Source organism: Amycolatopsis sp. NBC_00355 (genome assembly GCF_036104975.1).
Classification (GTDB): domain Bacteria; phylum Actinomycetota; class Actinomycetes; order Mycobacteriales; family Pseudonocardiaceae; genus Amycolatopsis.
On the sequence record NZ_CP107982.1, the window covers coordinates 2,057,214 to 2,070,232 of the forward strand.

The 13,019-nt window shown below is 71.8% G+C and carries 9 protein-coding genes; 4 read left to right on the forward strand and 5 right to left on the reverse strand.

Translation table 11 applies throughout. The features are described 5' to 3' along the window. Nucleotides 1–421: 421 nt before the first annotated feature. From OHS18_RS08260 to OHS18_RS08275, 4 genes are all read left to right on the forward strand, one after another. A complete protein-coding gene (locus tag OHS18_RS08260; protein WP_328454352.1) occupies nucleotides 422–1,087 on the forward strand; it encodes a TetR/AcrR family transcriptional regulator in 666 nt (221 codons plus the stop codon). After that, on the forward strand, nucleotides 1,081–2,814 hold the full coding sequence (locus OHS18_RS08265; RefSeq protein WP_328616527.1) for an ABC transporter ATP-binding protein: 1,734 nt from the start codon (nucleotides 1,081–1,083) through the stop codon (nucleotides 2,812–2,814). The genes OHS18_RS08260 and OHS18_RS08265 overlap by 7 nt, the downstream gene beginning before the upstream one ends. Beyond that, nucleotides 2,811–4,823: an ABC transporter ATP-binding protein gene (locus OHS18_RS08270; RefSeq protein WP_328454348.1), complete on the forward strand. Its 2,013-nt coding sequence runs from the start codon at nucleotides 2,811–2,813 to the stop codon at nucleotides 4,821–4,823. Before OHS18_RS08265 ends, OHS18_RS08270 begins: the two co-directional genes overlap by 4 nt. Nucleotides 4,824–4,940: 117 nt before the next feature. Further along, a complete protein-coding gene (locus OHS18_RS08275) occupies nucleotides 4,941–6,017 on the forward strand; it encodes a DNA polymerase ligase N-terminal domain-containing protein (RefSeq protein ID WP_328454346.1) in 1,077 nt (358 codons plus the stop codon). Between the two features lie 252 nt (nucleotides 6,018–6,269). Here OHS18_RS08275 and OHS18_RS08280 read toward each other — a convergent pair whose 3' ends face one another. The 5 genes from OHS18_RS08280 to OHS18_RS08300 form a co-directional block, all read right to left on the reverse strand. Beyond that, nucleotides 6,270–7,733 carry an MFS transporter gene (locus OHS18_RS08280; RefSeq protein ID WP_328454344.1) on the reverse strand — a complete coding sequence of 488 codons (1,464 nt, stop codon included), beginning with the start codon at nucleotides 7,731–7,733 and terminating at the stop codon, nucleotides 6,270–6,272. A 199-nt stretch (nucleotides 7,734–7,932) separates the two neighbouring features. Continuing rightward, nucleotides 7,933–8,817, reverse strand: a complete 885-nt coding sequence (gene ligD, locus OHS18_RS08285) for a non-homologous end-joining DNA ligase (protein ID WP_328616528.1) — start codon at nucleotides 8,815–8,817, stop codon at nucleotides 7,933–7,935. Nucleotides 8,818–8,914: 97 nt separating this feature from the next. Then, nucleotides 8,915–9,268, reverse strand: coding sequence for an SPW repeat domain-containing protein (locus OHS18_RS08290; RefSeq protein WP_328616529.1), 354 nt, complete (start codon nucleotides 9,266–9,268; stop codon nucleotides 8,915–8,917). A 105-nt stretch (nucleotides 9,269–9,373) separates the two neighbouring features. Then, nucleotides 9,374–9,880 (reverse strand): hypothetical protein, encoded by a 507-nt coding sequence (locus OHS18_RS08295; RefSeq protein WP_328454338.1) that lies wholly within the window; start codon nucleotides 9,878–9,880, stop codon nucleotides 9,374–9,376. Nucleotides 9,881–9,977: 97 nt separating this feature from the next. Further along, nucleotides 9,978–12,923, reverse strand: coding sequence for an AfsR/SARP family transcriptional regulator (locus OHS18_RS08300; RefSeq protein ID WP_328616530.1), 2,946 nt, complete (start codon nucleotides 12,921–12,923; stop codon nucleotides 9,978–9,980). Nucleotides 12,924–13,019: the final 96 nt, after the last annotated feature.

Consider the following 13,019-nt stretch of genomic DNA (forward strand, 5'->3'; position numbering starts at 1 on the left):
GACAGCCCGGGGAGGCGACGATCCAGACCTCTGCCAGGTATTTCTCCCAGAGTGCGGAGTCCGTGAACCAGTGTTGAAAATCGGTGCGATCGGTGAATCCGTCGGCGAACCGCTTGGCCGCGGCCGGATTCCGACCGCGATGCCCGGGATCCGGAGCACGTGCGGGGGCGGCGGCCGGAGCAGCGCGTTGGTCCATTCGGCGACGTGCCGGGCGCACTCCCAGTAGCGCTCGAACGTGGCATCCATCCACGCCGCGCCGAACGGCCGGTCGGCGTGTTGGCCACTCCCGTCGACGTGTCGGTCGCTTCGGTCCGCGGGGTGGCCGCTCCGGTCACCGTCGAGACGGCCGTCCGGTTCGTCCGTATTTTGCGTGGCCCGCACTTTTTTGCGTGGCACGCAACTTTTTCGCTACACTCCGTTCATGCCGTCGCACGACCCACCGAAGCTCACCCTGCGGGAGCGCAAGAAGCGCGAAGCCCGCCGGGCCCTGGCCCAGGCCGCCCTGCGGCTCGCCCTGGACCGGGGGCTGGAGAACGTCAAGGTGGAGGACATCGCGACCGAGGTCGGGGTGTCCCCGCGGACATTCAACAACTACTTCTCCAGCAAGGAGCAGGCGGTCTGCTCGATGGTCGTCGACCGCCACGAGGGGATGCGCGAGGCGCTGCTCGACCGGCCCGAGGGCGAGCCGCTGTGGGAGTCGGTCAAGCAGGCCGTGATCGAGCAATATTCGCGTGAGGGCGAGCCCGATCGCGCGTATGTTGTGCGTCTCCGGGAGCTGATGGGGCAGCTGATGCTGCGCGGGGAGTTCCTCAACGCCCACGCGGCGGTCGAGCGCGTCCTCGCCGAAACCATCGCGAAGCGGGCGGGCGGCGCGGACCTCCTGCTGTGCCGGCTGATGGCCTCGTCGGTGGAAAGCGCGGTCCGGGTCGCCTTCGTCAACTGGTTCATGAGCGAGGGCGAACCGTTCCTGCCGACCCTGGAGCGGCTGCTGGACGAGCTCGCCACCGGCATGCCGTCCCTGACCGGCGGCGGCACGGCACCGAATCCCGAACCGAACACCACCACACTGGGGGAACCGTTGTGCTAGTCAAGCTCCTGCGCGCACACCTGCGCCCGTACAAGAAGACGTTGTGGGTGATCGTCGTGCTCCAGCTCGTGCAGACGATCGCCATGCTCTACCTGCCGACGCTCAACGCCGACATCGTCGACAACGGGCTGATCAAGGGCGACATGGACTACATCCTGGGCATCGGCGGCGTGATGCTCGCGGTGACCGTGGCCCAGATCGCCGGCTCGATCGGCGCGGTCTACTTCGGCGCCCGCACCGCGATGGCGGTCGGCCGGGACATCCGCGCCGGGATCTTCCACCGGGTGCAGGACTTCTCGGCCCGCGAGGTCGGCCAGTTCGGCACGCCGTCGCTGATCACCCGCACCACCAACGACGTCCAGCAGGTCCAGATGCTGGTGCTGATGACACTCACGCTGATGGTGTCCGCGCCGATCATGTGCGTCGGCGGCATCGTGCTGGCGCTGAACCTGGACGTGCCGCTCTCGTCGCTGTTGCTGGTCATCGTGCCGGTGCTGGCCGTCTCGGTCGGGCTGATCATCTCCCGGATGCGCCCGGCGTTCCGGCTGATGCAGGTCCGCCTCGACCGGATCAACCAGGTGCTGCGCGAGCAGATCATGGGCATCCGCGTCATCCGCGCGTTCGTCCGCGACAAGCACGAACGCGCCCGCTTCGACGTCGCCAACGACGAGCTGCTGACCGTCTCGCTGCGCGTCGGCCGGCTGATGGCCCTGATGTTCCCGATCGTGATGCTGGTGATGAACGCCTCCAGCGTCGCGGTGCTGTGGTTCGGCGGGCAGCGCATCGACTCCGGCAGCATGCAGATCGGCGCCCTGACGGCGTTCCTGTCCTACCTGCTGCAGATCCTGATGGCGGTCATGATGGCCACCTTCATGTTCATGATGGTGCCGCGCGCGGAGGTCAGCGCCGAGCGGATCACCGAGGTGCTCGACACCGAGTCCAGCGTCCGCCCGCCGGTGACGCCGATCCGGCCGGGCAAGGTGCACGGGCACCTGGAGCTGTCCGGGGTCGAGTTCCGCTACCCCGGCGCGGAAAAGCCGGTGCTGTGCGACATTTCGCTGGTCGGGCGACCGGGCGAGACGACCGCGGTGATCGGCTCCACGGGTACCGGCAAGACCACGCTGCTCAACCTGATCCCCCGCCTGATGGACGCCACCCAGGGCACGGTCAAGGTGGACGGCGTCGACGTGCGCGACCTCGACCCGGCGGTGCTCGCCCGCGCGGTCGGGCTGGTGCCGCAGAAGCCGTACCTGTTCGCCGGCACCGTCGCCAGCAACCTGCGTTACGGCAACCCCGACGCCACCGACGAAGAGCTGTGGCACGCGCTGGAAGTGGCGCAGGGCAAGGAGTTCGTCGCGGCGATGGCCGAGGGGCTGGACGCGCCGATCTCGCAGGGCGGCACGAACGTCTCGGGCGGGCAGCGGCAGCGGATCGCGATCGCCCGGATGCTGGTGCACAAGCCGGAGATCTACCTGTTCGACGACTCGTTCTCCGCGCTCGACTACGCGACCGACGCGGCCCTGCGTCGCGCGCTGGTGTCGGAAACCGCCGAGGCCACCGTGGTCATCGTCGCCCAGCGGGTCAGCACGATCCGCGGCGCCGACCGGATCATCGTCCTCGACGAGGGCCGCGTCGTCGGCACCGGCACCCACCACGAACTCATGGACGGCAACGAAACCTACCGGGAGATCGTGCTGTCCCAGCTGACTGAACAGGAAGCGGCATGAGTACCACGGACGAGTCAGCGAAGACCGCCGTCACCGAGGCCGGTGAACGGCCCACGGCCCAGCGGCACAAGAACACCGGCGCCGCGACCGTAGGACCGGGACGCATGATGGCCGGTGGCGCGCCGCCGGAGAAGGCCCTCGACTTCAAGGGTTCCCTCAAGCGGCTGCTGCGTCTGCTGGCGCCGCAACGGGCCGCCCTGATCGGCGTGCTCGTACTGGGCGCAGCGAGTGTCACGCTGACCGTGATCGGGCCGAAGATCCTCGGCCAGGCCACCGACGCGATCCTCGCCGGCGTGCTCGGCAAGCAGGTGCCGCCGGGTGTCACCAAGGAGCAGGTCGTCGCCGGGCTGCGCGCCCAGGGCAACGGCACGCTCGCCGACATCTACGGCCGCGTCGACCTGGTGCCCGGCGTCGGCATCGACTTCGACAAGGTCGGCCAGATCCTGCTGACCGTGCTGGCGCTGTTCGTCATCGCGTCGTTCTTCGGGCTGATCCAGGCCCGGCTGACCACGACGCTGGTGCAGCACGCGGTGTACCGCCTGCGCCAGCAGGTCGAGGAGAAGTTCGCGCGGCTGCCGCTGAAGTACTTCGACCGCCAGCCGCGCGGTGAGGTGCTGTCCCGCGTCACCAACGACATCGACAACCTGGCGCAGTCGCTGCAGCAGACGCTGTCCCAGATCGTCTCGTCGCTGCTGACCGTGGTCGGCGTGCTGATCATGATGTTCCTGATCTCGCCGCTGCTCGCGCTGATCGCGCTCGTCACGGTGCCGCTGTCGGCGGTCGTCGCGGGCAAGGTCGGCAAGCGGGCCCAGCCGAACTTCATCAAGCAGTGGTCGACCACCGGCAAGCTCAACGCGCACGTCGAGGAGATGTACACCGGCCACTCGCTGGTCAAGGTGTTCGGCCGCCGCGAGGAGTCGGCGGCGATCTTCGACAAGCAGAACGAGACGCTGTACGAGGCGAGCTTCCGGGCGCAGTTCATCTCCGGGATGATCCAGCCGGCGATGATGTTCATCGGCAACCTGAGCTACGTGCTGGTCGCCGTGATCGGCGCCCTGCGCGTCGCCTCGGGCAGCCTCACGCTCGGCGAGGTGCAGGCGTTCATCCAGTACTCGCGCCAGTTCAGCCAGCCGGTGACGCAGATCGCCAGCATGGCGAACCTGCTGCAGTCCGGCGTCGCCTCGGCCGAGCGGGTGTTCGCGCTGCTCGACGCCGAGGAGCAGGGTCCGGAGCCGGCGAACCCGCAGCGCCCGGAGGTCGTGCGCGGCCGCGTCGAGTTCGAGGACGTCTCGTTCCGCTACCTGCCGGAGAAGCCGCTCATCGACGACCTGTCGCTGACGGTCGAACCCGGCCAGACCGTGGCGATCGTCGGCCCGACCGGCGCGGGCAAGACGACGCTGGTCAACCTGCTCATGCGGTTCTACGAGCTCGACAGCGGGCGGATCACGCTCGACGGCGTCGACATCGCGAAGATGAACCGCGAGGTGCTGCGCGACCAGACCGGCATGGTGCTGCAGGACGCGTGGCTGTTCGGCGGCACGATCGCCGAGAACATCGCCTACGGCGCCGACGACCCCACCCGCGAGGAGGTCATCGAAGCGGCGACCGCGACGTACGTCGACCGGTTCGTGCGCACCCTCCCCGACGGCTACGACACGGTCCTCGACGACGAGGGCGGCACTGTCAGCGCGGGTGAGAAGCAGCTGATCACGGTGGCGCGGGCGTTCCTGGCCAGGCCGGTCATCCTCATCCTCGACGAGGCGACCAGCTCGGTCGACACCCGCACCGAGGTGCTCATCCAGCGGGCGATGAACGAGCTGCGCTCGGGCCGCACCAGCTTCGTCATCGCGCACCGGCTCTCCACGATCCGGGACGCCGACGTGATCCTGGTGATGGAGCACGGACAGATCGTCGAGCACGGCGACCACGAAACGCTTCTGGGCAGCGGCGGCGCCTACGCCCGGCTGTACGCGGCGCAGTTCGCCGAGGCCGTGGCCGAAACGGAATGACCCCGGCGTGCCCTCCCGGAGCCACCGCGCTCCGGGAGGGCACGACCGGAGGCGGGACCCGCTGCGGCGCCCGCTAATCTGGTGCCTTCCGAGCGAAGTGGGGGTGCCGGTCCCGCGATGGCCGACCGACTCGACGAGTACCGGCGCAAGCGCGACCGTTCCCGGACGCCGGAGCCGTGGCCGGACGGCGCGCCCGAGCCGGGCGGCGACGACCTGTTCGTGATCCAGGAGCACCACGCCACCCGCCTGCACTGGGACTTCCGGCTGGAGCGCGACGGCGTGCTCGTGTCGTGGGCGGTGCCGAAGGGCCTGCCGCTCTCCCCCGGCGTCAACCGGCTCGCGGTGCACACCGAAGACCACCCGATGGACTACCTCTCCTTCGAAGGCGAGATCCCGGCGGGCGAGTACGGCGGCGGCTGGATGGCGATCTGGGACACCGGCCGCTACGAAACGCTGCACTGGAACAACCACAAGGTCGAGATCGTCTTCCACGGCACGAAGGCGAGCGGCAAGTACCTGTTCCAGAACCGCCACAACCCGGACGACGAAGGCGACTGGACCCTGCGCCGCCTCGACCCGGCCGAGGACGGCCACGAGGACGCCCCCGAGTTCCTGGAGCCGATGTCGGCGGTCCCGGGCGAGCTGCCCCCGCCGGCCGAAGACGCCGACTGGGCCTACGAATTCGCCTGGGGCGGCGACCGCACGATGCTCTGCGTGTCGGGCGGCCGCATCACGGCACACGACGGCTCCGGCGCCGACGTCACCGGCCGGTACCCGGAGCTGCACAAGCTCGGCGAGAGCCTGGGTTCGACGGAAGTGCTGCTGGACGGCGAGATCGTCGTGGTCCGCGACGGCCGGCCGGATCCCGGGGGTCTGGTGGAGCGCAGCAAGTTCGACGGCTACGACGCCAAGCGGATCATGAAGCACAAGCCGGCGTTCTTCTTCGCCTACGACGTGCTGCACCACGAGGGCCGGTCCACGCTCGACCTGCCCTACGTCGAGCGCCGGTCGGTGCTGGCGGACCTCGGGCTGGCGGGCGGCACCTGGCAGGTACCCCAGTACTTCCAGGGCAACGGCGAAGCGGTCCTGGGCGCGGCTCGCGAACACGGGCTCGCAGGGATCTACGCCAAGCGGGCGGACAGCCCGTACACCCCGGGCGAGGCGGACGGGACCTGGCTGCGCGTCGAGACGTGAAACGGCCCCTCCGCTCCGCCGGCCTGCGCTGACCTACGCGAGTCGACCCGACGTCCCGAGGCCGAACCGCTCGCGGTGCCACGGCGACCACCGGCAGGCCGCCGGCGAGGTCGTGCCCGGTCTGCTGCGGCCACCGAGCCCCTCCGCGGCCGAGCCGAAACCCGCGAACCCGATCCACGCCGACCTCGCGGCAGCACCCCGAAACGGGAACGGCCCCCACCGCGTGCGGTGGGGGCCGTTCGCCTCGGGGTGTCAGTGCGCGGACGGCGTCCGCTGCTCCGGCACCACCTGCAGGCCGCCCTTCGGCTTGCGCAGCAACACGAGCGCCAGCACCAGGCCGACCGCCGCGAAGATCACGCACGCCACGAGGCCCTGGCTGAAGCCGTCCATCACGGCGCCCGGGTTGGTCGCCGCCTGGGCCATGTGGGACGCGATGATCGTCGAGACGACCCCGACGCCGATCGCGCCGCCCACCTGGAAAGCCGCCGTGTTGAAGCCGGACGCGATGCCCGCGTCGCGCTTGGCGATGCCGCCCAGCGCCGCCGCGGCCAGTGCGACCGGGCCGCCGCCGAGGCCCAGGCCGAACAGGATCAGGCCCGGGAAGACGTCGCCCCAGTAGCTGCCGTCCGGCGAGATCCCGGTCAGCAGCAGGCAGCCCAGGCCGAGCAGCACGACGCCGGTGACGGCGACGGGCCGGATGCCGACGCGGGCCAGCACCGCCTGGGCGATGTACGCCCCGGCCACCGCGGCGACCGGCATGGCCGCCTGGGTGAGCCCGAATTCGAGCGCGGTGTACTTCAGCACGCCCAGCGAGTACTGCGAGATCACCACGGACATGCCGAACGCGAGCATCGCGGTGATCCCGGTGACCAGGTTGCCGCCGACCAGGGCCGGCGACTTGAACAGCCGCAACGGCACCAGCGGGGCCTTCGAGCGCTTCTCGATGACGACGGTCAGCGCGACCAGCACGACGAAGACCGCCGCCAGGCCGATCGTGTGGAAGCTGAGCCAGCCCTTCGTCGGTGCTTCGACCAGGATGTAGACCAGCAGGCCGAGCGCGCCGGTGCTGACCACGGCCCCCGCGACGTCGAACGTGCGCTGCTTGCCGGCGTCCTTGCTCTCGCGCAGCAGGACCGGGGTCAGGATCAGCATGATCAGCGCGACCGGGACGTTGACGAAGAAGATCGACTGCCAGCCCAGCCAGTCGATCAGCGTGCCGCCGAGCAGCAGGCCGACGGTGGCGCCGATCGACGCGATGCCGGACCACGCGGCGAACGCCTTGTTGCGCTCACGGCCTTCGGGGAACGTGTTCGTCAGGATCGACAGCGCGGTCGGCGCCATCAGCGCCGCGGAGACGCCGTGCAGCGACCGGGCGATCAGCAGTACCTCGCCGTTCCAGGCGAGCCCGGACAGCAGCGAGACCGCCAGGAACAGGGCGGTGCCGATGGCGAACACCTTCCGCCTGCCGAGCAGGTCGGCGGCGCGGCCGCCGAGCAGCAGCAACCCTCCGAAGGTCAGCAGGTTGGCCGACAGGGCCCACTGTCCCTCGACCGGGGACAGCTTGAGGTCCGCCGAGATCGACGGCAGGCCCATGATGACGATCTGGGCGTCCAGGATCACCATGAAGTTGGCCGTGCAGAGCAGAATCAGGGCTTTCCAGCGACGCGGGTCCAGACCCTGCGCCACCGAAGTGGGGACTGCTTGGGCGAGGTTCACTGCTCTCTCCTTCGAGCGGAGACAGCCGGGGGCTTGCCGGGCGTTCCTCCGCGATCCGTAGGTCTGCGTCGACCGTACGGAGAAGGAGGGGTCGTCACCTTCCTCCGGATTGCACAGCGATTTCTCCTCGCGTGCGGTCGTGGGTCCCGGCCGGAACTCGCCTACGCGCGGCTCACGACCGGACACGGACCGCTCGGGATCACAGCTGGTTCAGCAGCTCCAGCGCCTTGGCGGGAGACGCCGCGTGCTCGGCCATCCCGGCCCACGGATCCCCCTTGCGCGCCAAGCGGTCCTTGATGCGCTTGGGCGTCCAGCCGTCCGGCTCCGCCTTGCCCAGTTCGTGCCAGTCGATCGGGGTGGCGACACCGGCGGACGGGCGGGCCCGCAGGGAGTAGGGCGCCACGAACGTCGACGTGTAACCGTTGCGCAGGATGTCGAGGTACACGCGGTCGCCGCGCTGGGCCTTCCGCACCGCCGTGGTCAGCCGGTCGGGGTCGAGCCGCACCAGCACCTCGGCGGCCGCCTTCGCCAGGTCGCGCACCTCGTCGTAGGTCTGGCTGGGCTCGATCGGCGCGACGACGTGGAACCCGCGCCCGCCGGTGGCCTGCAGGTACGCGGTGAGCCCGGCGGCTTCGTAGACCTTCTTCACCATCCGCGCGATGTCCCGCAGGTCGGCGACGGTGACGTGGTCGGGCGGGTCGATGTCGATCAGCACCATGTCGGGGTGCTCCAGATCGTCCACAGTGGACGACCAGATGTGGTACTCGATGGCGGCCTGGTTGGCCAGGTACACCAGCGTCGCGGGGTCGTCGCAGAGGACGTGCCGGACGTCGCTCGTGGTGCGCTGCGGGATGGCCTCGACACGGATCCAGGACGGCAGCTTCGGGCTGGCTTCCTTCTGGTACCAGGTCTGGCCGGCGATGCCGTTGGGGTAGCGGCGCAGGGTGAGCGGCCGCCCGCGCAGGTGCGGCACCATCACCTCGGCGACGGTCCGGTAGTGCCCGACGACGTCGCCCTTGGTCAGGCCGGCCTCGGGGTAGTAGATCTTGTCCGGGTTCGACGTGCTGATCTCGTCGGGGTCCACCGGGCCTCCCTCGGCCGGTCGGCGGCGGGCGGTCCACCCGCGCGTTCCTGCGTCGAGACTGCCCCTTGGGGCCGGGAGAAGTCCACTCGGAGCGTGCTCAGGCCCGGGTCAGCGCCAGCCCCGCCAGCACGACTACCACCGCGGCGACGACGTTGCCGACGATCGCGCCCGCCGACGGCCAGGTCACCCACGTCGGCCGCAGCACCACGAGCGACAGCCCGGCCCACGCGCCCAGCACCGGGACGACCCAGCTCAGCGGGCGGACCCGCGGCGTCACCGTGCGGGCGATCGCCAGGGCCACCAGGACCAGCCCGGTGACGGTGTTGCTCAGTGCCAGTACCCCGGCCCCGCCGAAGTGGGTGAGCCACGGTGCCAGGACCAGGTACATCCCGGCCAGCAGCACGAATCCGGTGGTCACGCCCAGCGCGGGGGCGATGCGGTGCGACGTCATCAGGGCACCTCCTTCCGGAGAGGTACCCGGCGGTCGCGCCCGGTAACCAAGACCGGCCGGGACCTGCCCGCAGCCCTCATCGCGGACAGGTCCCGGCCGGGAAACTCAGCAGCCGCAGGTGTAGTACGTGATGTCCCAGTGGTTGCCCTCGTCGCAGTAGAGGTTGCCGGAACCGGCCTTCCACTGCGGGTAGCCGTCGCCGCGGAGGCCGTCGTAGCTGAAGGTGTTCTTGACGTAGTTGTCGATGCAGCTGTTGTGCGAGATGTCCACCTTGTAGCCGTTGTAGTGGCTGTAGGTGCCCGACGCGTGCCCGACCTCGGTGCCGCCGGTGATGTTGATCGCGCAGCCGCTGGCGCGCTTCAGCGTGATCACGCCGGTGACCGTGGTCTGGTTGATCTGCTCGTAGGACGTGCAGGTCGAGTTCGACCTGGTGGTGCAGCCGCCGCTGGACGAGTGGGTCACCCCGGCCGCGGACAGCTGGGACGCGGCCGCCGACTGGCTGAGCTTGGTGACCTCGACCTCCGCCGAAGCGGTTCCGATGGTGGCGAACACCACCGCGGCCGAAGCGGTCAGCCCCACCGCCGCCCGCACGAGCATCCGTTGACCCGACATGACTTGCCTCCTCGGTACGTCGTTCGACGGCGGCAGCCAAAAGGTCCCGGCCATAACTTCGCCAAACGCGCGCGCCCGTGCGGCGGTCGTGGCCGGGTCAGGTCCTGATCTTCGTCAAGACTTCACGAGTTCTCTCCCGCTCCGGTGACGCGCTGGTGACGGCGTTGAGCTCGTGCAGCGCGCGGAGCTCCCACAGCGGGAAACCGAGGTCGCGGAACAGGTCGGCCGACGTCCGCAGCAGCCGGACCGCCTGCGGGCCGGCGTCGTCGGCGGCCTGGGTCCGGCCGAGGCTGAGCAGGGCGTACCCGGCGCCGCGGCGGTCGCGCAGCTCGCGGAACACGCCCATCGCCAGCCGCAGGTGCCGCCGCGAGCCGACGGCGTCACCGGCCCGGCGGCGGGCCTCGGCCAGGCTGCGGTGGGTGTAGGCGGCGGCGTGCCGGTGCCCGATCTGCTCGAACAGGTCCAGGGAGCGCGTCAGGCAGCGTTCGCCGTCGGCGAGCTCCCCCGCCTCGGCGTGCAGGTCGCCCAGGCTGCGCAGGACGTGGGCCTCCCAGTGCCGTTCCCGGGTGCGGACGGCGCCGCCGAGGGCACCGGTGAGCAGGTCGGCCGCCTGGTCGCTGCCGCCGTGGCGGCGCAGGACGTCGGCGTAGCGCTTCGCGGCCTGGTCGTGCCAGCGCCCGTCCTCGCACTCGCGGGCGAGCAGCATGCTCACCTCGAAGCTCTCGACCGCACCCCGGACGTCACCGACGTCCTCGGCCAGGGAGCCCAGCTGGGCCGCCGCGGCCGCCTGGCCCCGCCGGTCGCCGCAGTCGCGCAGCAGGACGAGCGCCTCCCGCAGTTCCGTCTCCGCGCCCCGCGGGTCACCGTTGTCGAGGTGGACGTCGGCGAGCGCGGCCAGCACCGCGGCGGTGCCGCTCGGGTCGTCGAGCACCCGGAACCGGTTCTCGGCCATCACGAAGTAGGTGCGCGCCTGCCGCCACCGGCCCTGCTGCCAGTGCACCGACCCCAGGGTGAAGAGCTTCTCGGCCTCCGCGTGCGGATCGTGGCGGCGCCGCGCCGCGGCCAGCCCCAGCACCGACACGGCGCGGGCGGAGTGGTCGAGCCACGGCGTGGCGGCCAGCGCGGTGCAGGCGTCGGCGAGCCCGCCGGTGAGCTCGTGCCAGCCGTGCGTGCCGGCCAGCCGGACGGCGGCGGCGATGTGGCCGCTCTCCTCGGCCGCCCAGCCCGCCGGGTCGGCCGCGACGCGGCGCACCGTCGCCGGATCCGGCCGCGGCCCGCCGGGTGCCGGCCGGCCGCGGGCCTGCTCGGCGAGCGTCAGCGTCACCTCGCACGCGCGGCGCAGCGCGACCTGGTCGGTCTCCGGGGGTGTGCTCTCGGCCAGCACGAGCCGGACGAACGGCGCCACCGTCCACCGGCTCCCGGCCGGTACGAGCAGGTGCCCGCCGGCCAGCGCGTCGAGCCGGTCGCGGGTCTCGCCGATCGGCTTGTCGAGCAACGCGGCCACGCACCAGTCCGGGACGGGGCCGTCGAAGGCGTTCAGCAGCCGCAGCACGTACCGGTCGGCCGCGGGCCGCTCGCGCAGCGCCGCCGTCACGGCCGTCCGGACGCTCAGGTCGCCCGCGGTCAGTTCGTCGAGCCGGCGGCGCTCGTCGGCCAGCCGCGCGGCGAACTCCGCGACGCGCTGCCGTGGCCGTGCGGCGAGCTTGGCCCCGGCGATCCGGACGGCGAGCGCCAAGCCCGCGCAATGCCCGAGAACCCGTTGGGCGGCTTCGGGTTCCGCCCGCAGCCGCGGCTCCCCCACGATCGCCGCGAGCAGGGCCCGAGCGTCCTCTGTGGACAGTCCGGCGACCGGGATCGCGTGCGCGCCGCACAACCCCGGCAGCGCGCGGCGGGACGTCACGACGGTGGCGCAGCCGGGGCCGCTCGGCAGCAGCGCCCGGACCTGGGCTTCCGACGCGGCGTCCTCGAGCAGCACCAGCAGCCGGCGGTCGGCGGTGTAGCACCGCCAGAGCCCGGGCAGGCCCGCCCGGTCGGCCAGCTCCGCCGGTGTCGCGCCGAGCAGGCGCAGGAACCCGGTCAGCACGGTCGCCGGGTCTGCCGGGCCGCTCAGCGAGGCGGCCAGCTGGCCGTCGGGGAACCGGCGGCGGACCCGCCAGGCGGCCTGGACGGCGAGCGCGGACTTCCCGGCGCCGGCCGCGCCGTGCAGCACGACCGGGGCGGGGCCGCGCAAGGCCCGGGCGACGTCGGCGAGCTCGGCCGCCCGGCCGGTGAAGTCGGGCACGGCGGGCGGCAGCTGCGCGGGCGGCCCCGGCGTCGTCCACTCGGTGCCGGCGATCCGGCGGTAGACGTCGACGAGGTCCGCGCTCGGCCAGACGCCGGCCTCTTCCCAGAGCGCGCGACGCGTCCGCCGGAGCACCTCCAGGGCCGACTCGCGGCGGCCGACGGCGCCGAGCGCGTCCGCGAGCCGCCCGGCGAAGCGTTCGTCGGCGGGCCGGGCCGCGACCACCGGATCCAGCCGTTCGACCACGGCGCCGCCGTCCCCGTCGGCGAGCTCCAGCTCGACCAGCTGCAGCAGGGCCGCCGAGCGACGGTCTTCCAGCCACAGCTTGTGCGCCTCCAGCAGCGGCCCGCCGGCGACGTCGGCGAACGCGTCGCCCCGCCAGCACGCCAGCGCCCGTTCGAGCGCGCGCCGCCGCTGGGCCCGGTCGTCCGCGCCGGCGGACAGCTGCGTCAGGAAGTCGTCGGCGTCCAGCTCGCCGGGCTCGACGACCAGCGCGTAGCCGCGCGGGCCCGACCGCAGGCGCTGCCCGGCCGCGGCGGCGCCGAGCCCGGGCGAGAGCGTCTTGCGCAGCTTGGACACGGTGACCTGGACGATCGCCGCGGCGCTCGACGGCGCGCCGTCCGGCCACAGCTCGTCGACCAGCGTGTCGCGGCCGACGTACTGGCCGGCCCGCGCGAGCAGCACGGCGAGCAGCCGCCGCGGCTGGGCCGCCGAAGGCAGCGGGACGGAGGCCGTCAGAGGGCCGAGGACCTGGAACCGCACGGCTTAACACCCCACCCGCGAGATCACCTGATCGAGCGAGCTGACCCTAGCCGTCCGGGGCCACCCGGGAAGACCACTCACCCGGATGGCCGACGC